This window comes from Pantoea sp. MHSD4 (genome assembly GCF_021043305.1).
In the GTDB taxonomy this organism is placed as follows: domain Bacteria; phylum Pseudomonadota; class Gammaproteobacteria; order Enterobacterales; family Enterobacteriaceae; genus Pantoea; species Pantoea eucalypti.
The window spans coordinates 65,038-86,299 of sequence record NZ_JAJNDH010000006.1 but is presented as its reverse complement, the minus strand read 5'-3'; the positions used below and the strand labels follow the sequence as shown (position 1 = coordinate 86,299).

Here is a 21,262-nt window from a genome sequence, read left to right as displayed (position 1 = left end):
CAGGGGAAACCGATCGAGCTTTTAACCCGCTGCATCGCGGCTTTTATCGTCCGGGCTGTCCGTGTCGTCACCACCCTGACTCTTCTCCACTTCCTGCGGATGTCCCATTGAAAGTGCGGCGGCACTGGCGGGATCGAACAGTGACAGACTCTCTATCTGATCAACCATGATCACTTTACGGAATGACATCGCATCTTTGGGTTTCGAGTCGAGCGTGATGTCATGCTCGGCGTACCACTTGCTGTAGTTATGTTCCACCGCCAGCTTCAGCGTCTTGCTGTCGCGGTATCCGCTGAGCATCGGGATCAGCACGATGTTTTTAGTGCTCTCATATTCAAACGTCGAGGCATGAATCATGCCGATGTAAATGCGGCGCGACTTCATCGTAATCCACGCGAGTTCGCCCTCTTCCATGCACTGAAACAGCAGTTGTTCAACGCCGTTGGAGCGTGACAGTTGCTGATAAAGGTCTTTACGGCCCGATACGTTCAGCCGTGCACTGCCCGCCCAGTTTGAGCGATACAGGCAGAGCAGAATGGCAAAAGCGAGCATGATCACAACTGGTGCCTGAATCCCCAGGAAACTCCAGTTCATAAACTCGACCTGCCACTTCAGATGCACGCCGGGGATCATCTGGACGGCATTCGCGATGCCGGAGATACAGAGCAGTACCAACCAGATGATGCCGGTGGCAAATACGCCCTGCAGAACAAAAATACAGCCGTAGAGCGCCACCAGGAAATAGACATCCCAGCCCGACGAGCGACGGATTTTAAAGCGGCTGTTTAAATCGCGGCTGGTGTACCAGTAACCACTCACCATCAACACCATAAATATTGCGGTACCCACCTTATACTCCCTTTAAGGTATTCACGTGCCGGGCAAAATCTTCGTGGACTTCCTCGCTCAGCGTGTTGACTGAAATATTGCCGTTCTCATCAATAATGATGCGCTCACCTTCAGCAATTGAGTCGTTGATATCCTGACGGGTCATAATCTGCAGAAACTTATCGGGACTGGCAAAGACCGACTTAATAAATTTGAACATAGCGATCCCATTGTTGGCCTGAAAAGTGAAGTATGTGACCGAATCGACACTCTCGCCTGTTTAATTTCGGGTGAAATTTCTTAAAATCAATAAATTAGCGAAGCGGTAATCGCCTGTTTAAAACCGATTTCCGCAGAAATCTTCAACGTAACCAGCAGCCTGCCGTCAAAAACATCCTGTTCAGACTCGTCTGGTCTGCAATAACGCTGGCTCACCTCACCGGCGGAAAGGGCTAAGCTCAATGGTTAGCCCTTTTCTGTCACCCTGTCTGAAACGCATCGAGGAAGGTTTGCATGAAACAACGAACACTGGGCCGTACCGGTCAGCGCGTCTCTGAAATTGGCTTTGGCGCATGGGCCATTGGCGGAACCTGGGGAGAAGTGAGCATGGAGGATGCCAAAGCCGCGCTGAATGCTGCGCTGGATGCAGGCATCACCTTTATTGATACTGCCGATGTCTATGGCGATGGCCGCTCCGAAAAAATTATTGCAGAGGTGCTGAATCAGCGCGGCGGTGAACGCCCGTTTGTGGCCACCAAGCTGGGGCGTCGTCTGTCACCGCACGTGGCTGAGGGCTACAACGCCGAAAACCTCAACGCCTTTATCGATCGCTCACGGGAAAATCTGCAGACCGACACGCTGGATCTGGTGCAGCTGCATTGCCCACCGACGGAGGTCTACTACAACCCGGACGTGTTTGCGGTGATGGATGAGATGGTCGCCGCCGGAAAAATCCGTCACTACGGCGTCTCCGTTGAGAAAGTCGAGGAAGGCCTGAAAGCGCTGGCATTTCCAAACGTCTCGTCGATTCAGCTGATTTACAACATTTTCCGTCAGCGTCCCGCGGAACTGCTGTTGCGTGAAGCGAAACGCCGTGATGTGGCGATCATTGCCCGTGTGCCGCTGGCTTCAGGCCTGCTGACCGGCAAAATGCGCGCCGACAGCGTGTTTGCCGCTGACGACCATCGCACCTTTAACCGTAATGGCGAAGCGTTCGATAAAGGCGAGACCTTCTCCGGTGTGCCTTATGAGGTGGCACTGGAGGCGGTGGAGGAGATTCGCCGCTTTGTTACGGGCGACACCACCATGGCGATGTTTGCACTGCGCTGGATCCTGATGAACGAAGATGTCAGCGTGGTCATTCCTGGCGCGAAAAATCGTGAGCAGGCTGAAGCCAATGCCCGCGCCAGCGATGTCGGTGCACTCTCTGAGGATACGATGGCGGCGCTGAAGCAGATCTATCAGGAGAAGATTGCGCCGCACGTGCATCAGCGCTGGTAAATGCGCGTTACAACGCCTGGGCGCACGCCCAGGCGGAACTCCAGGCCCACTGGAAGTTATATCCCCCCAGCCAGCCGGTGACATCGGCCACTTCACCAATAAAGTACAGCCCCGGCACCGCGCGCGCCTCCATGGTTTTCGAGGAGAGCTGCGTGGTGTCTACGCCGCCCAGTGTCACTTCAGCTGTGCGATACCCCTCGGTGCCGTTTGGCTGAATGCGCCAGGCATGCAGCGTCTGCGCCAGTTCAGTTTGCTGTTTGCTGTTGAGCTGTTTCAGGGTGATATCCGGCACCACTTTGAGTGCCTGCAATACTTCCACCAGACGCTTCGGCAGGATTTTCGCCAGACTGTTTTTCAGGCTGAGATTCGGATGCGCTTCACGCTGCGCCGTCAGAAACGCCTCAAGCGGCGTAGCGGGTAACAGGTCGATGGTGACGAATTCGCCGGGCAGCCAGTAGCTGGAGATTTGCAGTACCGCGGGGCCGGAGAGCCCACGGTGAGTGAACAGCATCGCCTCTTTAAAGCGGGTACCATCCTGCGCATCGATGGTGGTGTCCAGCGCAACGCCTGAGAGCGTCTGTAATTGTTCCAGCAGTGGCTTATGCAGCGTAAAGGGCACCAGAGCCGCCCGGGTCGGATACACATTCAGACCAAATTGCTCTGCAATTTTGTAGCCAAACGGCGTGGCACCCAGGCCTGGCATCGACAGACCACCACTGGCAATCACCAGCTTCTTCGCCTGAACCGTACTGCCGTTGAGTTGCAGGGTGTAGCCGCTTTCATCGCGCTCAACACTGAGCACTTCACTGCGCAGTCGCAGGGTGACATTGCCCTTGTCACATTCGGCCAGCAGCAGATCGACAATTTGCTGAGCAGAGTCATCACAGAAGAGCTGGCCCAGGGTTTTTTCATGCCAGGCGATACCGTGGCGATTAACCAGATCGATAAAATCCCACTGGGTATAACGCGCCAGCGCGGATTTACAGAAATGAGGATTGTGCGACAGATACGCCGCCGGTTCAGTGTAGAGATTGGTGAAGTTGCAGCGGCCACCGCCCGACATCAGAATCTTGCGGCCTGGCTTTTTGCCGTTATCCAGCAGTAACACGCTCAGTCCGCGCTGCCCGGCCTGGGCGGCACAGAACAGCCCTGCGGCTCCGGCACCAATGATGATAACGTCAAACTGTTCCACTGCGTTCACTCACTTAACTGGAAAGGCGCAGATTGTAGTGATCTGCTCACCCGGACGCCAGCGTCAAAAAATTGCCGTAAATGTGTCATATTGTATCTGACTAATATCTAACCCTTTTTCACTGAGTAACCCGTTCGCTCTGCGAAGAAAGGTTAAATTAGCGCTATATTTTCCTTTCCCATACAGCACGTTGTCGCGGATAATGCGCCGCGTTCATGTCCTCCAAAAATGGCGTAACGTTTATGCTACATCTGTTTGCTGGTCTAGACCTCAGTACTAGCCTGTTATTGGTTCTTGCCCTGCTGTTTGTATTGTTTTACGAAGCAATCAACGGTTTCCACGACACGGCCAACGCAGTTGCGACGGTCATCTATACGCGTGCCATGCGTGCCCAGCTTGCTGTGGTTATGGCGGGTGTATTCAACTTCCTTGGCGTACTACTCGGTGGATTGAGTGTTGCCTACGCTATTGTTCATATGCTTCCCACCGATCTGTTGCTGAATGTTGGATCGGCTCACGGTCTCGCCATGGTGTTTTCTATGCTGCTGGCGGCGATTATCTGGAACCTCGGCACCTGGTATCTCGGTCTGCCGGCCTCCAGCTCCCATACACTGATCGGCGCGATTATCGGTATCGGTCTGACCAACGCCCTGATGAGCGGAACCTCGGTGGTTGATGCACTCAACATTCCGAAAGTCCTGAACATCTTCCTTTCTCTGATCCTGTCGCCGATTGTCGGCCTGGTGATGGCGGGCGGGTTAATCTTTATTCTGCGTCGCTACTGGAGTAATACTAAAAAGCGTGCGCGTATTCATATGACGCCTGCTGACCGCGAAAAGATCGACGGCAAGAAAAAGCCGCCGTTCTGGACCCGTATCGCCCTGATTGTTTCGGCAATTGGCGTGAGCTATTCGCACGGTGCGAATGACGGTCAGAAGGGCATTGGCCTGATCATGCTGGTCCTGATTGGCGTGGCGCCGGCTGGTTTCGTCGTGAATATGAATGCCTCCGGTTATGACATCACGCGCACCCGCGATGCCGTCAACCATCTGGAACAGTATTACCAGCAGCACAACGCGTCACTGACACATATCATCCAGATGGCACCGCCTAAGTTGCCAACACCGGAAGAAGTGCCGGCAACCAGCCCGCAGGAGTTTCACTGTGACAGCGCGCGAGCACTGCAGGCAGTGCAGCGTGCGCAGGTGTTGCTGAACAATCTGCAGAGCTACGATCAGCTGACCGTTGATCAGCGTGGTCAGATGCGTCGTCTGCTGCTGTGTATCTCAGACACCGCCGATAAAGCGGCCCGTCTGCAGGAAACCACGCCAGATGACAAACGCTTCCTCAATAAGCTGAAAAGTGACCTGCTTGGCACCATCGAGTACGCGCCTATCTGGATTATTGTGGCCGTGGCGCTGGCGCTGGGCACCGGTACTATGATTGGCTGGCGTCGTGTTGCCACCACCATCGGTGAGAAGATTGGTAAAAAAGGCATGACCTATGCGCAGGGAATGTCAGCCCAGGTGACAGCAGCGCTGTCGATTGGTATTGCCAGCTATACCGGCATGCCCGTCTCTACCACGCATATCCTCTCTTCATCGGTAGCCGGTACCATGCTGGTCGACGGTGGCGGATTGCAGAGCCGGACTATCAAGAATATCGCCATGGCGTGGATCTTCACCCTGCCGGTTTGTATTCTGCTGTCAGGTTCGCTCTACTGGATTGCCTTGAAACTGGTGTGATGCCAGCTGACAAAAGGGCGACGCAAGTCGCCCTTTTTTAATGCCAGATCGCCAGCGCCACCAGACTGATAACCACCAGCCCACACAGCGCACTGGTCAGAACAAACTGTCCCCGCACCCGTTCACAGCGCCGGATAAACTCATCGTCGTGGTGATCAAGATAGCGTTTTGCCCAGATATAAGTGACCAGCCGCACCTGTTTACTCGGCTGACCGTGAGAGGTGAAAAACCCCGCCCCATCGACATACTGATACAGCAGTGGATCACAACCCCGTAATACCGCCAGCAGCGCGCGCAGCGATGAAAAATAGCGCGCCATATTCACGATACACACCACACAAAGAGCCCAGAAAAGCGCAATAGTGCTGATCATATTCCCCCTCCCAGCTGGAATTGCAGCAACAGACTCAGTGTCTGGCACTGAATCCGCCTGCAGAAAAAACCAGCCACTGAATCTCCGGACTGCGAAAATTTTCGACCCCCTGAGCGGCTGCGAACCGGACCGCCTTTTCTCAGTGTAGGAGAATTCTTTACATTTTTTCCAACGATGATTTTCGTTCAGCGCGAGTAAATCTGGCATAGCCTTGATCTTATTCATAAGCCAGACGGCAACAGCAGCATTTACAATGAGAGAAGGCTATACTCAGACTATAACAACATCATCACCTGCAACGCAGGTTGACACTTTGGTGGCGCTCATCGCCCGCTCGCGCAAGGGACTTCGCTAAGCTGTGACGCGGCAGGAACACCGGATGCCATCCTTAATCTCGTGAAAGGAGTTTTATCATGGCTTATAAACACATCCTGATTGCAGTAGACCTTTCTCCCGAAAGCCAGTTGCTGGTGGATAAGGCTGTCTCGCTGGCGCGTCCCTACGATGCCAGAATTTCCCTGATTCACGTTGATGTGAATTATTCTGACCTCTACACCGGCCTGATTGATGTCAACTTAGGGGATATGCAGAAGCGTATTTCTGAAGAGACGCATGCCGCACTGAAAGGGTTGTCAGATGCGGCGGGCTATCCGATCAGTGAGACACTAAGCGGCAGTGGTGATCTCGGCCAGGTTCTGGTTGATGCCATCAAGAAATATGACGTTGACCTGGTGGTGTGTGGTCATCATCAGGATTTCTGGAGCAAGCTGATGTCCTCAGCCCGTCAGTTGATCAATACCGTGCATATCGACATGCTGATTGTGCCGTTGCGCGATGAAGACGAGGCGTAATTCAGACGCTTAACGAAATGAATAAAGCCGGCGCGACGCCGGCTTTTTTTATACGTTCAGAGCGGGGGATAGATATCAAAGCGATGGCTTTTGGTGACCACAGCCGCCTGTGTCACGACACCCGCCAGCGGCGGTGCATAGTCTGGTCGTTTGACCACAATACGCTTTTTCGCCAGTCGACGAGCCGGTTCCAGTAACGCATCCGCATCTTCATCCGGCCCGACCAGCGACTGAAACACCCGCATCTCCTTTTTCACCAGTGCACTTTTCTGGCGATGGGGATACATCGGATCGAGATAGACCACATCTGGCTGCGGCGTAATATCGCCCAGGGCCTGCGCGCTGGCCGCATGAATCAGCGTCAGACGATCGCGCAGCCAGGGGCCAATTTCCGCATCCTGATAACCGCGCTGAAGACCATCTTCAAGCAGGGCAGCCACTACCGGATGACGTTCCAGCATCCGCACCCGGCAGCCGAGCGCCGCCAGCACAAACGCATCACGCCCCAGTCCTGCCGTCGCATCCACCACATCCGGCAGATAACCGCCTTTAATACCCACCGCTTTGGCGACAGCTTCGCCGCGTCCACCGCCGAAACGACGGCGATGCGCCATTGCGCCGGTGACGAAATCAACAAAAATACCGCCCAGCTTAGGCTCATCACGTTTACGCAGTTCCAGGTGCGTTGATGTCTGCACCAGCGCCAGCAGCGCATCTTCATCGTGCTCCAGCTGCCAGCGCTGCGCTAAACGTGATAAGGCGCCGTCTCCGGCGCCTGATTCATCGAGCAAACAGATTTTCACAAACTGACTTATCCCTGAATGCCGTAATGTTCCAGCATCGCATCGAGTTGCGGTTCACGACCGCGGAAGCGTTTGAACAGCTCCATCGGCTCTTCAGAACCGCCACGCGTCAGGATGTTATCCAGGAAAGACTGACCGGTTTCACGGTTGAAGATGCCCTCTTCTTCGAAGCGGGAGTAAGCATCCGCCGCCAGCACGTCTGCCCACAGATAGCTGTAGTAGCCCGCCGCATAACCACCGGCAAAGATGTGGCTGAAGGCGTGCGGGAAACGGCCCCATTCCGGACTCGGAACGACCGCTACGCGGCTTTTCACTTCGCGCAGGGTTTCCAGAATCTGCGCGCCCTTCTCCGGATTAAACTCGGTGTGCAGACGGAAATCGAACAGGCCGAACTCCAGCTGACGCAGGATAAACAGCGCGGCCTGGTAATTCTTCGCCGCCAGCATTTTATCCAGCAGTTCTTTCGGCAGCGGTTCGCCAGTCTCAAAGTGACCCGAGATAAACGCCAGCGCATCCGGTTCCCAGCACCAGTTTTCCATAAACTGGCTTGGCAGTTCGACCGCATCCCATGGCACACCGCTGATACCGGAAACGCCAGGCGCTTCGATGCGGGTCAGCATGTGGTGCAGGCCATGACCAAACTCATGGAACAGAGTAATCACTTCGTCATGGGTGAACAGCGCAGGTTTGCCTTTCACCGGGCGGTTAAAGTTACAGGTCAGGTAAGCGACCGGCTTCTGCAGGCTGCCATCGGCTTTACGCATCTGGCCCACGCAGTCATCCATCCACGCCCCGCCACGTTTGTGCTCGCGGGCGTAGAGGTCGAGATAGAAGCTGCCGCGCAGTTCGCCGGTTTCATCGAACAGATCGAAGAACTTCACGTCCGGATGGTAAACCTCAACGTCGGTACGCTGCTTCGCGCTGATGCCATAAATGCGTTTAACGACTTCAAACAGACCGGCGACCGCACGCTCTTCCGGGAAGTAAGGACGCAGTTGCTCATCGCTGATGGTATAGAGATGCTGCTTCTGCTTTTCGCCGTAATAGGTAAGATCCCACGGATTCAGTTCAGTAACGCCATGCTCTTTTTGGGCGAAGGCGCGCAGTTGCTCCAGCTCTTTTTCACCCTGCGGACGGGCGCGTTCAGCCAGGTCATTCAGGAAGTCGATCACCTGAGACGGGCTTTGCGCCATTTTGGTCGCCAGTGATTTATCGGCGTAGGAGTCGAAGCCCAGCAGCTGTGCCAGCTCGTGACGCAGCGCCAGCTCTTCCGCCATGATAGGTCCGTTATCCCACTTACCGGCATTCGGACCCTGATCGGAGGCACGCGTTGCATAGGCGCGATACATCTCTTCACGCAGCGCCGCGTTGTCGCAGTAGGTCATGACCGGCAGATAGCTTGGGATATCCAGCGTCAGCAGCCAGCCGTCCTGCTCTTTGGCTTCAGCCTGGGCTTTCGCTGCCGCCATGGCGCTTTCCGGCATACCGGCCAGCTCACTTTCATCGGTGATCAGCTTGTTCCAGCCCATGGTGGCATCAAGCACATTGTTGCTGTAAGCCGAACCCAGCTCCGAGAGACGCGCGGCGATTTCGCCATAGCGTTGCTGTTTATCTTTTGGCAGGCCAATACCGGAGAGTTCAAAATCACGCAGGGCGTTATCGACCGCTTTCTTCTGCGCCAGATCCAGAGCCGCGTACTGATCACCCTCTTTGAGATTGCGGTACGCCTGATAGAGGCCTTCATGCTGACCGACCCAGGTGCTGTATTCAGAGAGCAGCGGCAATGTCTGCTCATAGGCTTCACGCAGTTCCGGGCTGTTTTTTACCGCATTCAGATGGCTGACCGGTGAAAAAATGCGGCTCAGACGATCGTCGGTTTCCGCCAGCGGCTGAACCAGATTATCCCAGGTATAGGGCGCACCCTGCGCCACAACTTTTTCGACTTCTGCGCGGCATTGGCTCAGCACTTCCGTCACGGCAGGAACAACATGTTCAGGCTGGATGGCAGAAAAAGGGGGAAGCGTAAAAGATGTCAGTAGCGGATTGGTCATAGCGCAGTCCTTTAGAGATGTATGGGGCGCAGCGGGTCGCGCAACGCAATCTAAGTAACATGCGGCTTAGTGTAGCGAAAATCAATGGCAGCCAGGATGAGGTGGGGAAGAAACGCGCGGATGATCGCACGGAAGATGCCTGCTTTTGTCTGATGCCTGAAATCCTGGCGGGCGCGCCGGGCAGATTTTGCGGCCGGTTTACCCGCCTGAAAACCGCAAACTCAGCTCGTCACCCTGAACCGCACTCTGCAATCCCGATTTGTTATCACGCTTCTGGCCCATCAGCGGGTCATCCCTGATATAATCGCCGATTCTCATGCTTTTCCTGCGTCGGTTGCTGTGCGTCGTTCTGTGGGTAATACGTGGGGTAATAATTGGTATAAATTGATTTTCCATCAATTAAAACCTTATACTTTCAACAGGATAAACAATGCTGAGTTATCGCCATAGCTTCCATGCTGGCAACCACGCCGACGTGCTGAAGCACACCGTTCTGAGCCTGATCATCACGGCGCTGAAAGAGAAAGAGAAACCGTTTTTCTACCTGGATACCCATGCAGGCGCAGGTCGCTACCAGCTGAGCGGCGAGCACGCCGAGCGTACCGGTGAATATCTGGAAGGCATCTCACGTATCTGGCAGCAGCCCGATGCGCCGGAATTGTTGCAGCCCTATTTTGATGCGATTCGTGCGCTGAACCGCAGTGGCACGCTGCGCTACTATCCTGGCTCGCCGCTGATCGCCCGTCATCTGCTGCGTGAAGATGACAAGCTGCAACTCACTGAGCTGCACTCCAGCGACTATCCGCTGCTGCGTAACGAATTCAGCAAAGATAACCGCGCGCGCGTCGATCGTGCCGACGGTTATCAGCAGTTAAAATCGAAACTGCCACCGCCGTCGCGTCGCGGTCTGGTGTTGATTGATCCGCCGTATGAGATGAAAAGCGACTACCAGGCGGTAGTGAAAGGCATTCAGGAAGGCCATAAACGCTTTGGCACCGGCGTCTTTGCACTGTGGTATCCGGTGGTGTTACGCCAGCAGATCAAACACATGCTGCGCGACCTGGAAGCAACCGGCATCCGCAATATTCTGCAGATCGAACTGGCGGCCCGTCCGGACAGCGATCAGCGCGGCATGACGGCCTCTGGCATGATCGTGATTAACCCACCGTGGAAGCTGGCCCAGCAGATGAATACCCTGCTGCCGTGGCTGCACCAGAAACTGGTTCCGACCGGAACGGGTCACTATGCAGTGAATCAGATCGTTCCTGAATAAGTCCTCATGTGGATTCTGCTGGCAGGTGCGCTGGGCGCCCTGCAACCCGCCCGGCGGCTGGCGCTATTGCTGTTAGCGCTCGCCGCGCTGCTGGGATTTTATCATCAGGTTCTGACCTGGCCGGTCTTGCCGCTGCTGGGCGGGATCGCCGCACTGGTCGCGCTGCGCCGCTTTGACCCGATCCGTTCCCGCCAGCAAATCCTGAGCGAGGCGCTACTGGTGCTGATTTCGCTGGGCTTGTTTCTCCATCTTTTCCCTGGCTTTAACAATCCCCTCCAGGTCGATGAGGTGCAGACGGGTGCCCGGAGCCTGCCGTTCAGTTTCTCCTTCAACGCCGATAAAGCGCTGATCCCCTTTGTGCTGCTGGCCTGCCTGCCGACGCTGTTCCGCGCTCGTGCCTGCCCGCCGCGTTATCCGTGGATTGCCGCACTGACGTTAATCACCGCCGTGCCGCTGCTGCTGTGTAGTGCCGTGCTGCTGGGTGGTCTGGCATTTGAGCTTCACAATCCACCGTGGCTGCCCGCGTTTATGCTGGCGAATCTGTTCTTTGTCTCGCTGGCCGAAGAGGCGCTGTTCCGGGGCTATCTGCAACAGCGGCTGAGAGAGTCGCTGGGAGGGATGCCCGCGCTGCTGATCTGCTCGCTGCTGTTTGGGCTGGCACATATCCAGGGCGGCGTGCTGCTGGTGGTATTCGCCTCCCTGGCCGGGCTGATTTACGGTCTGGCGTGGCACTGGAGCGGCCGGTTATGGCTGGCGACCGCCCTGCACTTTGCCCTTAACCTCACCCATCTGCTTTTCTTTACCTATCCGGCACTGCATCACTAAACAGTGAATACGGCCAGATCCGAGGCCAGCTCAGTGCGGGGAAAAATCGTCTGGCACTCCGCCAGCAGGCGGCTCATGTCCTTTGCCAGATAGCGGGAGCTGAAATGGGTGGCGATCAGCCGCTTTGCCCCGGCGCGTTTTGCCACGTCGGCGGCCTGCAGGGTGGTGGAGTGCCCGCGTCCGTTGGCTTTCTCCATCATCGCCGCCTCCAGCGTGGTTTCATGCACCATCAGGTCAACATCCGCCGCCAGTTGCAACGCGACGTCGGTCGGTGCGGTATCGCCAAAAATGGCCAGCTTTTTGCCGGGTGTCGCCGGGCCAAGATAGTCAGCGCCGTTGATTACCCGCCCATCTTCCAGCGTCACACATTCCCCCTGCTTCAGCTGCTGGAACCACGGGCCACGGGGCACGCCTTCCGCTTTGAGCCGCGCGGCATCCAGCAGGCCGGGTTTGTCGTGCTGTTCAATGCGATAGCCAAAACACGCCACCGGATGGCTCAGCGGCCAGGCACTGATACGAAACTCACCGTCATCCAGCGTCCAGCCCGCCTCAATCTCAACAAGGCTCAGCGGGTAGTCGGTGTAGGAGCCGCTGATCGACAGCGCTGTCTCAACAAAGGTCTTTAATCCTTTGGGGCCATAGACCGTGATCGGTGAGGTCAGTCCGGCCATCGACCGGCTGGTGAGTAATCCCGGCAGCCCGAAAATATGATCGCCATGCAGATGGGTGATAAAAATCTTGTCCAGCTTGCCCGGTTTCAGGCTCGAGCGCATAAACTGTAATTGCGTGCCTTCCCCGCAGTCAAACAGCCAGGTTTCACCACTCAGTGCGCGGGTAAAAGCAATGGAGGTCACGTTACGTTGCAGGCTGGGAGCACCGCCGCCGGTGCCAAGAAAAGTAAGGTGCATGGTATGCTTCCCTGTAAGCGAGTGAAAAAACAGAACCCTATTACAATCATAGGCGCAAACTTTGCGTCATTTCGACCTCCAGCGTTACACTCAACCCCAATTTTTTATGCAACCGGATGGATACTTCAATGACCCGACATTTCGACTATCTCGCCATTGGCGGCGGCAGCGGCGGCATCGCCTCAATTAACCGTGCAGCTATGTATGGCCAGAAATGTGCCCTGATTGAAGCAAAAGAGCTGGGCGGCACCTGCGTAAACGTGGGTTGCGTGCCGAAAAAAATCATGTGGCACGCTGCACAAATCGCCGAAGCTATCCATCTCTACGGGCCGGATTATGGCTTTGACACCACGGTGAATCGCTTCGACTGGGCCACACTGGTGAAAAACCGCAGCGCCTACATCGACCGCATCCATAACTCTTACGACAACGTGCTGGGTAAGAACAAGGTTGAAGTGATCAAAGGCTTTGCCCGCTTTGTCGATGCGCACAGCGTTGAAGTTAACGGCGAGATTATTACGGCTAACCATATTCTGATCGCCACCGGCGGTCGTCCGGTTCACCCCAATATTCCGGGTGCGGAGTACGGCATTGATTCCGACGGTTTCTTTGAGCTGGATGCCCTGCCAAAACGCACCGCCGTGATCGGCGCGGGCTACATCGCGGTCGAGCTGGCCGGCGTGGTAAATGCGCTGGGCTCAGAAACCCACCTGTTCGTGCGTAAACATGCACCACTGCGCAGCTTCGATCCGCTGCTTACCGAGACGCTGGTCGAAGTGATGAACACGGAAGGCCCGGCGCTGCACACCGAATCCATTCCAAAAGCCGTGATTAAAAACAGCGATGGCAGCCTGACGCTGCAGCTGGAAAACGGCAGTGAATATATTGTCGATTGTCTGGTCTGGGCGATTGGCCGTGAGCCAGCCAACGATAACCTCAACATCGAAGCTGCGGGCGTGGCGCTGAACGACAAAGGCTATATCAATGTCGACAAGTTTCAGAACACCAATGTCTCAGGCATTTATGCTGTGGGTGACAACACCGGTGCGGTTGAGCTGACACCGGTGGCGGTTGCCGCTGGCCGTCGTCTCTCTGAGCGTCTGTTTAACAACAAACCGGACGAGCATCTGGATTACAGCAATATTCCGACCGTTGTATTCAGCCATCCACCGATTGGTACCGTGGGACTGACTGAGCCACAGGCGCGCGAACAGTATGGCGATGACCAGGTGAAGGTCTACAAATCGTCGTTCACCGCCATGTACACCGCGGTCACCCAGCATCGCCAGCCGTGCCGCATGAAGCTGGTCTGTGTGGGTGCCGATGAGAAGATTGTTGGTATTCACGGCATCGGATTCGGCATGGATGAGATGCTGCAGGGCTTCGCCGTGGCACTGAAAATGGGTGCGACCAAGAAAGACTTCGATAACACCGTGGCGATCCACCCGACCGCAGCGGAAGAGTTTGTGACAATGCGCTAGTAACTCACCTCATGCGCATCCGTTACCCGCTGAAACGTTGTTCTGCGGGTAACGGCCTTAATTAAAATAGGTTTCCCGCAACGGCGTCAGTGCCGCGCCCAGTGCCGAACTGTCTCCCTCAATGGCGCTTAGCAGAATATCCGGATATTCCGCAGAAATGTCCCAGCGTTTACCCGAACACGTCCGCGGCATGGCTAAGAACATTTCGCCCAGCTTCCGGGGAATTTCGCCTCCTAAGATAATGGCCGCGGGATCGATCACCGCATTCATGGCATCCATTGCCCGATGCAGGTTTGGCGTTACCTCTTCTACCCACTGTTGCGCAATCGGCCAGGCCGGATCGAATTTATGATTGAGATCGCGAATATCTTTAATTTCAATACCGCCGTGACGTAACCGATCGATCAGGATCCCCAGAGCCGGCCGCAGCTTGCCCTCTTCCGGCGTAAAAATACGGCTGATCTCCCCCGCATTACCAAATGCCCCCTGGAACGGTTTACCGTTAATCACGATGCCACCGCCGAATCCATAATTAAAAGAGAGATAACCAAACGTATCGTATTTCAGCCCGGCGCCTAAAAAGGCTTCAGCGTGCGCCGCCGTCGTGGCGTTATTTTCAATCCATACCGGTCGATCAAATAACATGGTAATTTCACGACGCAGATCGATACCCATCCAGTTTTTTAAAGGTTCAGGCGGATTGAAATACTTTCGGGAATCATAAAGAAAGCCCGCCATGCTGTATCCCACACCACAGACTTTTTCTGGCGAAATATCGTATTGTTTTAAGGTATCCAGATAGTGATGTTTGATATTGAGTAAGGTACGGGCAGGGTCGCGCGGATGCGTATCCAGTACGCAGTATTCTGTAATACCGCCCCGGAAATTAATCAGGCTGGCGGCAACACTGTCTGAGTTAATAGAGATACCGTAACCATAACGTGCATTCGCATTCAGTGATAACGACGGGCTGGGCTTGCCTCTTCCCTGGGACGGCGATTCCCCCAGGCTGAGAAAGCCATTTTCGGTCAGCGTATCAACAATACGGTGAACAGATGACTGATTCAAAATGGTTTGCGAAACCAGTGAGGAGCGGGAAATGCCATCGTTACGGCGGACAAGCTCCAGAATGAGTTTTTCACTGCGATTAAGTTCGACATCATGACCAGCGGAATATCCATGAACCACAGCGTTGTCCTCACCATATTTAATAATGGGTTCTGTTAATACCCTAGCATGCTTTTATGCATGACGAATAGTAAAGGGCCCTGCCTTTATGTTTTCGTAAAATGTGCTGATTTTCAGCCTCTCCTGCCCTGCTTATCGAGATCATAAAAGCATCATAATAGTGAAACATAGCAGAGAGACACTCTAATATCATGCAGTGAGCATTATATTAAAAGCGAGCCTGATGTCCGGATGGGTATTTTCGCTGTGCACTGGGTTTTGCCTCCATACACACGCTTCTTTTTATGCATCAGGTAAACAATGGAAACGCGCTTAAAGGTTGCTGAACGTATCGCACAAGAGGCTTCACTTTTGGCTCTGGACTATTTCAGACAGCTGAGTGAATTAGAGGTCTGCGAAAAAAGGCCGCAGGATGTCTTCAGTGAAGCCGATCGGGAAGTGGAAAATCTGATCCGGCAGCGTCTGGGAGATCATTTCCCACAGGATCCTGTTATCGGTGAAGAGTATGGCGGTGAGCTCAGCGCCAGCTACTGGTCTGTTGATCCTATTGATGGGACCAGTAACTTCCTGCGCGGCTCGTCATTGTGGGGGATTTCTGTTGGCTATGTGCAGGATGGCGAGCCGGTTATGGGCGTGATCGTCCATCCCGTTTTAAACCTCATGCTGAGCGGCGGCAAAGAGAGAGGTGTTTATCTGAATGGTGAACCCTTTGAACGGCCTGTGATCGCCGGGGGGCTTAAAACCGTGGCGATTGGCGACAGTCCATCATGGGATTTCACCCATCAGCTCTGTATTGAAAAGGCCTATCGGGACGACGGCTGGAATGTTGTGCGCTATCGCTGTGCCACCGTCGGTTTAACCTTTAGCGTGCTGGGTTACGTCGACGGTTATCAGGAATGTTTTAGCAGCATGTGGGACGTTTCTGCGGGCTATGCCCTCTGTAAAGCGGCGGGACTGGATGCGCATCTTGCCGGCACACAGGAAAAAAGCAGCACACATGTGAGTGTCGGCACGCCCGAAATGAACCGCCTTTCTGCCCGGTTTATCCCTTATCCTCGATTTACGCCTGCCTGACCACGCATTGCCCCGGACTTACCTTATCACTGCATTTCAGGACAGCGTCTCCCCGCTGCCCTGCCCGCTGTGCGCGCTCTGCCAGAGCATCTTAACCCTCTGAACTTAATATTAATCATAATGCATTAAAATAATTAGCGCGTTAAACATACGATTTCAAATAAACCTTACATTAACCTGTTAAATATAGGTTTTAAAAACTTAATAAATTCTTAACCTCTCTGAAATTGCTTAAATTCACTACGCCTGATTATTATGCGCATCGCATTAATTAAGAAATCCCTGGCATTTTATGACGGAGCAGACCACGTGAACACGCTAGAAATCCACAATGCCATGCTGACATTTGACGATTTTGTCGCGCTGAACGGCATTTCACTGCAGGCCAAAAAAGGGCAATTTGTTTCCCTGCTTGGCCCCTCTGGCTGTGGCAAAACCACGCTGCTTAAAGTCATTGCCGGCTTTTACAGTCTTGATAGTGGCGAAGTACTGATCCACCAGCAGGACATGCATCATGTCAAACCTGAACATCGCGACACGGCGATGTGCTTTCAGTCCTATGCGCTTTTTCCTCACCTTTCCGTTGCTGAAAATATCGGTTTTGGCCTCAGGCAGATGAAGATGGCAAAAACGGATATTCACGATCGCGTAGCGCAGACCGCTGCTCAGGTATCACTCAATGCGCATTTGCCTAAACTGCCGGCGCAGTTATCCGGCGGTCAGCAGCAGCGCGTGGCGCTTGCCAGAGCGCTGGCCGTGCGTCCGGAAATCGTGTTGTTTGATGAGCCGCTGTCAAATCTGGATGCCAAATTACGGGACAAGGTACGACTGGAGATCAGACAGCTTCAGCGCTCCCATGGATTTACCGCCATTTATGTTACCCATGACCGTGCAGAAGCCCTGTCGATGTCTGACGTTGTGGTGGTCATGAATGCCGGAAAGATCGAACAAATCGGTACGCCGGATGAGATCTATTATTCCCCGATAAACCGCTTTGTCGCCGGTTTTGTCGGTCAGGCTAACGTGATGGAAGCCCGCGTACTGGACGGAGACAGCAGCAGCGGTATTTATCGTATTGCGTGTGTCATGGGCGAAATGGAAATACACAGTCACCAGCCGCCCGTCTCGGACAAGGTCTATACCTTCTGGCGTCCTGAGGATGCCCTGCTGAGCGAACAGGATAGGGGGAAAAACACCCGGGCTTTTGAGATCGGTGCCGTGAGTTTTCTTGGCAATATTTCTGAACTCCAGGTTCATCCGATTGGGCATGAAGAAACAGACTATCAGTGGTGTATCCAGTTAGTCGGCAAAAACACCATACAGGAAGGTGATCGGGTTAACTTCTCCATTGCGCCAGACAGAATCCGTTTTTTACAGGAAAGCTGTTCATGAAAATGCGCAACCGCAACAGGCTTAGCTGGCTGCTGGTTTTGCCTGCCATCGCGCCGGTCGTGCTGACGCTGGTGCTGATTGTCATCATGGCGCTGGCGCAGTCCGTTGGTCTGTTTAATTTTGGCGCGCCGGCGCATTTCACACTTCAGTACTGGCAAACCATCCTGAACGACAGTCAGCTTTGGCGCGCGACAGGCTATTCACTCAAAATTGGCGTCATCAGTGCCGTTCTGTCCGTCGCGCTGGCGCTCCCGCTGGCACTGTGGCTGAGAAAACCCTTTCCCGGCTCAATGCTGATGGGCGGTTTGCTTAAAGCCCCGCTGATGGTGCACGGACTGGTTGCCGCGCTGCTGTTTATCAATCTGATTTCGTGGCAGGGTTTTATTAACCTGGGGTTACTTAAACTGGGGATCATCTCTCACCCCATCAGGATGCAAAATGACCGCTGGGGAACGGGCGTGATTATTTTGCAGGTCTGGAAACAGCTTCCCTATGCGCTGCTGATTATTACCGGCAGCCTGCGCGCGATTGGTGACGAAATTTTTAATGCCGCGCGGGATTTGGGTGCCGGCAGAGCTGCCCGGCTGTTACAGATCATTCTGCCTTTATCTATCAAGTCCGTTCAGGTGTCGCTGGTGCTGATTTTCATCGGTGCATTAGGTGACTTTTCATTCCAGGTCGTTGCGGGGCCGACCAGCGTGTTCTCTCTTTCGCAATACATGCTGCGCTTCCCCGAAATCAGCGCCCAGGGCTGGAATCTTGCCGCGGTTGTCGCCGTGATTTTAATGCTGGCGGCTTTTGTCGGTGCAGTCGTGCTTGCCGCCCTGGCGAAGTGGCTACAACAAGCCGGAGAACAGCGATCATGAAAGCCAGAGAGACCTTATCCCCGCTGCGAATCGTCATGATGATCATTATCACCGCCCTGTTTATGCTGTGGCTGGTCATTCCCTTTATGTTGACCGTCCTGTGGTCACTGGTCGATAAAACCCATCCGTGGGCATGGCCAGATGCGCTGCCGCCGGTTGTCTCACTGGGCCGTTGGGTGGAAGTCTGGACCACGACCGCGTTACCGCAGGCGCTCAGGAACAGCTATTTACTGGCGGCAACCGTCTCGGTCTGCACGCTGATGCTGTCTCTGCCTGCCGCGTGGGCGTTTGGCAGAATGTCGTTTACGGGCAAGCATTTTTTACAGAATGCGATCTTATTGCCGCTTATCGTTCCGGGCTTTGTCGTGGCACTGTTTTTTTCCATGTTGCTTAACGTGGCGGGCATTCACAGCCGGTTTGGCGGCATTTTGCTGGGGCATATTATTATCCTGATGCCTTATGCCGTGCGCATTCTCACCCTGTCGTGTTCGCAGATACGCCAGGACACGCTTGATGCGGCACGGGATATGGGCGCTTCGGTGATAAACCGTTTTTTAGTCGCCTGCCTGCCCACCATCAGGCCGGGAATATTTGCCGCACTAATTATTGTTTTTACGTTATCAATAGAAGAGTTCGCCATAAGTTTCATTGTTGGCTCACCCGATTTTATTACCGTCCCGGCCATTCTCTATTCTTATCTGGGTTATAACTTTATTCGACCCAATGCGGCGGTCATTTCTTTAATGCTGGTTGTGCCAAATGTCATTTTAATGCTGATTGCAGAAAAATTACTGACAAGAAATCCTGTCGCCGCCTTTGCAGGAAAAGGCTGACAGTCTTTAATTCGCGTTATTGGGGAAACATATGTTCAGATTCGTTGCTGCAATATTATTGCTGGCCGGGGCTTTCTGTAGCCAGGCTCAGGATTTAACTACGATGAACTGGGAACAGATTGTCGAACAGGCGAAAAAAGAAGGGGAATTAACCTGGTATCAATGGTATTACCAGGACCGTTTAAAAGAGCAGGTCAGCCTGTTTGAAAAACAGTACGGTATTAACGTTACCCTGTCTGAAGGCACACTACAGGGTAATATTAATAAACTCATGGCAGACCGGGGACGGGATACGGGTGACATTGATCTGTTTTCGATTGGCGGCGGGGCATTCGGGACCGTATCACCTCAGAAAACGTTTTTTGGCCCGATTAATACACTGCTGCCGGCAGGCAAAACCCTGAACTACACCATTGAGGGAACGGACAGTAAAGGCTATGGCGTGGCATTTTGGGGCAACCAGACCGGTCTGGCCTACGATTCGCGCCGCCTGAAAGAAAGTGAGTTACCGCGAACATTGCCGCAGATTACGGCCTTTCTGCAGCGTCATCGTCAGGAGTTTGGCTTCAACGTTGAAAACGGCGGATCCGGCCCGGCCTTTATTGAATCGGTGACGCGCACACGGGTACCGGGTTTTGATTTCACGAAAGGCGATGCGGATCTAAAAAGCCTGACGGCTCTGCAGCCGGCCTGGAACTGGTTCAAACAGCAGCGCCCCAACTACATCATTACGGCCTCCAACGCCGACAGCGTCACCCGGCTGGTCAGCGGTGAATTCCTGCTGGTCCCCGCCTGGGAAGATTATCTGGTGGGATTAGAAAACCACGGTGAAGTCCCGAAAACGATCCGGCTCTATATCCCCGATTTCGGCATGCCCGGCGGCGGAAATATGGTGACGATACCTGTAAACGCCCCCCATAAAGCGGCAGCGTTGCTGTTTATCCACTGGCTGACGCTGCCCACCACCCAACGGCTGTTTCAGCAGGTTTATGGCATTACGCCTCAAAACAAAGACGTAAATCGTGATGCCGGACTGATTAACAGCAAAGAGCGTATCCATGGCACCCAGTTCATGCCTAAACCGCTGGGTGATGAAGTCAGAACCGAATTTTCTAACCAGGTTTTGCTCAGATAGACCTGCGATATAACCCTAACAGAAGGTAACGCCAATAATGTCGACCCAAAAACACCCTGCACGTGTAGTGAACTCCCGTCTGATTGCCCATCGGGGAGCACCGCTACTGGCACCGGAAAACACGCTACCTTCGTTTCTGGCGGCGGTGGAACACGGCGCAACGTGGATAGAGGTGGATGTCAAACTCACCAAAGATATGCACCCGGTCATTATTCATGACGATTCCGTAAACAGGACAACGAATGGCAAAGGCTATGTGGCGAATCTGACCCTGGATGAGATCCGGTCGCTGGAGGCTGGCGTATGTTACGGCCACCTTTTCAGGGGCGTGAAAGTGCCTACACTGGCTGAAACAGTCGGCTTTGTACTGGATAAAGGCGTCGGGCTACAACTGGAAATCAAACCCACCTCCGGGCAGGAAGTGGAGACGGCGGAGATTGCGATCGCTCAGTTGAAATCACTGTGGCCAGCAAGCGAGAAGAAATTATTCATCAGCAGTTTTTCTGAGATTTCGCTGCAGGTTGCCGCACGGCTTATGCCTGACGTACCCCGCGGGCTGGCGGTTTGCGTCCCGCCGAAAGACCCCGCGGCGCTTCTCGCCAGAACAGGTTGCCAGATCCTGCATTTCCTGGGTGACTTCGCGACAGACGAAGACCTGGCGCGACTGGCCCGTTCAGGTATTGAATTCGCGATTGCCACGATCAATGACCCGGTTCTTGCCCGAAAATATATTGATGCGGGCGCGCAAACCGTATTAAGCGATATACCTGACTTAGCCTTTTAATAAAAAATCACCAGGAAATACGCTACCAGAATGTAATAACACCAGGGAAAGTCATTATAAAAAATGGCCATAACCTTTATGGCCGATATCACCATTTCATGATTTAGCGATTAAACAATACGAATGTGAGATTGAAATAAATACCGTCCTGAGCGGTAAC

Annotated in this window: 20 protein-coding genes; 12 read left to right on the top strand and 8 right to left on the bottom strand. The window is 54.0% G+C overall.

Annotation, left to right across the window (positions count from 1 at the left end; genetic code table 11):
* Positions 1-21: 21 nt before the first annotated feature.
* Both LQK91_RS17435 and LQK91_RS17430 read right to left on the bottom strand, forming a co-directional pair.
* Positions 22-849 carry a hypothetical protein gene (locus tag LQK91_RS17435; RefSeq protein ID WP_003852139.1) on the bottom strand — a complete coding sequence of 276 codons (828 nt, stop codon included), beginning with the start codon at positions 847-849 and terminating at the stop codon, positions 22-24.
* 1 nt (position 850) lies between these two features.
* Positions 851-1,048: a hypothetical protein gene (locus LQK91_RS17430; protein WP_003852137.1), complete on the bottom strand. Its 198-nt coding sequence runs from the start codon at positions 1,046-1,048 to the stop codon at positions 851-853.
* Between the two features lie 293 nt (positions 1,049-1,341).
* Here LQK91_RS17430 and LQK91_RS17425 point away from each other — a divergent pair, with 293 nt between their 5' ends.
* Positions 1,342-2,328, top strand: a complete 987-nt coding sequence (locus tag LQK91_RS17425; RefSeq protein WP_008926310.1) for an aldo/keto reductase — start codon at positions 1,342-1,344, stop codon at positions 2,326-2,328.
* A gap of 7 nt (positions 2,329-2,335) precedes the next feature.
* On the opposite strand, the gene LQK91_RS17420 is transcribed toward LQK91_RS17425, so the two are convergent.
* The gene (locus LQK91_RS17420; protein ID WP_072040370.1) at positions 2,336-3,520 is read right to left on the bottom strand and encodes an NAD(P)/FAD-dependent oxidoreductase; all 1,185 of its coding nucleotides are present in this window, start codon (positions 3,518-3,520) and stop codon (positions 2,336-2,338) included.
* 242 nt (positions 3,521-3,762) lie between these two features.
* On the opposite strand from LQK91_RS17420, the gene pitA reads away from it, so the two are divergent.
* Positions 3,763-5,265 (top strand): inorganic phosphate transporter PitA, encoded by a 1,503-nt coding sequence (pitA, locus tag LQK91_RS17415; protein ID WP_139364727.1) that lies wholly within the window; start codon positions 3,763-3,765, stop codon positions 5,263-5,265.
* Between the two features lie 37 nt (positions 5,266-5,302).
* On the opposite strand, the gene uspB is transcribed toward pitA, so the two are convergent.
* Positions 5,303-5,638 carry a universal stress protein UspB gene (gene uspB, locus LQK91_RS17410; RefSeq protein WP_003852126.1) on the bottom strand — a complete coding sequence of 112 codons (336 nt, stop codon included), beginning with the start codon at positions 5,636-5,638 and terminating at the stop codon, positions 5,303-5,305.
* Positions 5,639-6,051: 413 nt separating this feature from the next.
* Here uspB and uspA point away from each other — a divergent pair, with 413 nt between their 5' ends.
* Positions 6,052-6,489, top strand: a complete 438-nt coding sequence (gene uspA, locus LQK91_RS17405) for a universal stress protein UspA (RefSeq protein WP_003852123.1) — start codon at positions 6,052-6,054, stop codon at positions 6,487-6,489.
* Between the two features lie 56 nt (positions 6,490-6,545).
* On the opposite strand, the gene rsmJ is transcribed toward uspA, so the two are convergent.
* Positions 6,546-7,292: a 16S rRNA (guanine(1516)-N(2))-methyltransferase RsmJ gene (rsmJ, locus tag LQK91_RS17400; protein ID WP_003852121.1), complete on the bottom strand. Its 747-nt coding sequence runs from the start codon at positions 7,290-7,292 to the stop codon at positions 6,546-6,548.
* Between the two features lie 8 nt (positions 7,293-7,300).
* Positions 7,301-9,343, bottom strand: a complete 2,043-nt coding sequence (gene prlC / locus LQK91_RS17395) for an oligopeptidase A (RefSeq protein WP_039661157.1) — start codon at positions 9,341-9,343, stop codon at positions 7,301-7,303.
* A gap of 430 nt (positions 9,344-9,773) precedes the next feature.
* Between prlC and LQK91_RS17390 the strand changes: the two genes are divergently transcribed.
* The gene (locus LQK91_RS17390) at positions 9,774-10,616 is read left to right on the top strand and encodes a 23S rRNA (adenine(2030)-N(6))-methyltransferase RlmJ (protein ID WP_008926315.1); all 843 of its coding nucleotides are present in this window, start codon (positions 9,774-9,776) and stop codon (positions 10,614-10,616) included.
* A gap of 6 nt (positions 10,617-10,622) precedes the next feature.
* Positions 10,623-11,441, top strand: coding sequence for a CPBP family intramembrane glutamic endopeptidase (locus LQK91_RS17385; protein ID WP_105099952.1), 819 nt, complete (start codon positions 10,623-10,625; stop codon positions 11,439-11,441).
* Here the strand turns inward: LQK91_RS17385 and rnz are convergent.
* Complete coding sequence (gene rnz / locus LQK91_RS17380; RefSeq protein ID WP_105099951.1) at positions 11,438-12,349, bottom strand: ribonuclease Z; 912 nt, start codon at positions 12,347-12,349, stop codon at positions 11,438-11,440. The two genes, LQK91_RS17385 and rnz, sit on opposite strands and share 4 nt — an antisense overlap.
* Positions 12,350-12,477: 128 nt before the next feature.
* On the opposite strand from rnz, the gene gorA reads away from it, so the two are divergent.
* Positions 12,478-13,830, top strand: a complete 1,353-nt coding sequence (gene gorA, locus LQK91_RS17375; protein ID WP_008926318.1) for a glutathione-disulfide reductase — start codon at positions 12,478-12,480, stop codon at positions 13,828-13,830.
* Positions 13,831-13,887: 57 nt separating this feature from the next.
* On the opposite strand, the gene LQK91_RS17370 is transcribed toward gorA, so the two are convergent.
* Positions 13,888-15,018 (bottom strand): ROK family transcriptional regulator, encoded by a 1,131-nt coding sequence (locus LQK91_RS17370; RefSeq protein ID WP_008926319.1) that lies wholly within the window; start codon positions 15,016-15,018, stop codon positions 13,888-13,890.
* 300 nt (positions 15,019-15,318) lie between these two features.
* Between LQK91_RS17370 and LQK91_RS17365 the strand changes: the two genes are divergently transcribed.
* The 6 genes from LQK91_RS17365 to LQK91_RS17340 all read left to right on the top strand — a co-directional run bounded on the left by LQK91_RS17365 (position 15,319) and on the right by LQK91_RS17340 (position 21,102).
* Positions 15,319-16,092, top strand: coding sequence for an inositol monophosphatase family protein (locus LQK91_RS17365; protein WP_008926320.1), 774 nt, complete (start codon positions 15,319-15,321; stop codon positions 16,090-16,092).
* A gap of 255 nt (positions 16,093-16,347) precedes the next feature.
* Positions 16,348-17,484, top strand: coding sequence for an ABC transporter ATP-binding protein (locus LQK91_RS17360; protein ID WP_105099950.1), 1,137 nt, complete (start codon positions 16,348-16,350; stop codon positions 17,482-17,484).
* A complete protein-coding gene (locus LQK91_RS17355; protein ID WP_105099949.1) occupies positions 17,481-18,350 on the top strand; it encodes an ABC transporter permease in 870 nt (289 codons plus the stop codon). The genes LQK91_RS17360 and LQK91_RS17355 overlap by 4 nt, the downstream gene beginning before the upstream one ends.
* The gene (locus tag LQK91_RS17350; protein WP_105099948.1) at positions 18,347-19,183 is read left to right on the top strand and encodes an ABC transporter permease; all 837 of its coding nucleotides are present in this window, start codon (positions 18,347-18,349) and stop codon (positions 19,181-19,183) included. The genes LQK91_RS17355 and LQK91_RS17350 overlap by 4 nt, the downstream gene beginning before the upstream one ends.
* 31 nt (positions 19,184-19,214) lie before the next feature.
* Positions 19,215-20,318 carry an extracellular solute-binding protein gene (locus LQK91_RS17345; RefSeq protein WP_105099947.1) on the top strand — a complete coding sequence of 368 codons (1,104 nt, stop codon included), beginning with the start codon at positions 19,215-19,217 and terminating at the stop codon, positions 20,316-20,318.
* A gap of 37 nt (positions 20,319-20,355) precedes the next feature.
* The gene (locus LQK91_RS17340) at positions 20,356-21,102 is read left to right on the top strand and encodes a glycerophosphodiester phosphodiesterase family protein (protein ID WP_003852105.1); all 747 of its coding nucleotides are present in this window, start codon (positions 20,356-20,358) and stop codon (positions 21,100-21,102) included.
* Positions 21,103-21,262 lie beyond the last annotated feature (160 nt).

What these genes read in the sequence shown, in the direction of transcription:
- LQK91_RS17390 (WP_008926315.1), top strand. Translation starts at nt 9,774, where the DNA reads ATGCTGAGTTATCGCCATAGCTTCCATGCTGGCAACCACGCCGACGTG.
- gorA (WP_008926318.1), top strand. Translation starts at nt 12,478, where the DNA reads ATGACCCGACATTTCGACTATCTCGCCATTGGCGGCGGCAGCGGCGGC.
- LQK91_RS17425 (WP_008926310.1), top strand. Translation starts at nt 1,342, where the DNA reads ATGAAACAACGAACACTGGGCCGTACCGGTCAGCGCGTCTCTGAAATT.
- LQK91_RS17340 (WP_003852105.1), top strand. Translation starts at nt 20,356, where the DNA reads ATGTCGACCCAAAAACACCCTGCACGTGTAGTGAACTCCCGTCTGATT.
- LQK91_RS17355 (WP_105099949.1), top strand. Translation starts at nt 17,481, where the DNA reads ATGAAAATGCGCAACCGCAACAGGCTTAGCTGGCTGCTGGTTTTGCCT.
- LQK91_RS17360 (WP_105099950.1), top strand. Translation starts at nt 16,348, where the DNA reads ATGCGCATCGCATTAATTAAGAAATCCCTGGCATTTTATGACGGAGCA.
- LQK91_RS17345 (WP_105099947.1), top strand. Translation starts at nt 19,215, where the DNA reads ATGTTCAGATTCGTTGCTGCAATATTATTGCTGGCCGGGGCTTTCTGT.
- pitA (WP_139364727.1), top strand. Translation starts at nt 3,763, where the DNA reads ATGCTACATCTGTTTGCTGGTCTAGACCTCAGTACTAGCCTGTTATTG.
- LQK91_RS17430 (WP_003852137.1), bottom strand. Translation starts at nt 1,048, where the DNA reads ATGTTCAAATTTATTAAGTCGGTCTTTGCCAGTCCCGATAAGTTTCTG.
- LQK91_RS17385 (WP_105099952.1), top strand. Translation starts at nt 10,623, where the DNA reads ATGTGGATTCTGCTGGCAGGTGCGCTGGGCGCCCTGCAACCCGCCCGG.
- LQK91_RS17365 (WP_008926320.1), top strand. Translation starts at nt 15,319, where the DNA reads ATGGAAACGCGCTTAAAGGTTGCTGAACGTATCGCACAAGAGGCTTCA.
- uspA (WP_003852123.1), top strand. Translation starts at nt 6,052, where the DNA reads ATGGCTTATAAACACATCCTGATTGCAGTAGACCTTTCTCCCGAAAGC.
- uspB (WP_003852126.1), bottom strand. Translation starts at nt 5,638, where the DNA reads ATGATCAGCACTATTGCGCTTTTCTGGGCTCTTTGTGTGGTGTGTATC.
- prlC (WP_039661157.1), bottom strand. Translation starts at nt 9,343, where the DNA reads ATGACCAATCCGCTACTGACATCTTTTACGCTTCCCCCTTTTTCTGCC.
- rnz (WP_105099951.1), bottom strand. Translation starts at nt 12,349, where the DNA reads ATGCACCTTACTTTTCTTGGCACCGGCGGCGGTGCTCCCAGCCTGCAA.
- LQK91_RS17350 (WP_105099948.1), top strand. Translation starts at nt 18,347, where the DNA reads ATGAAAGCCAGAGAGACCTTATCCCCGCTGCGAATCGTCATGATGATC.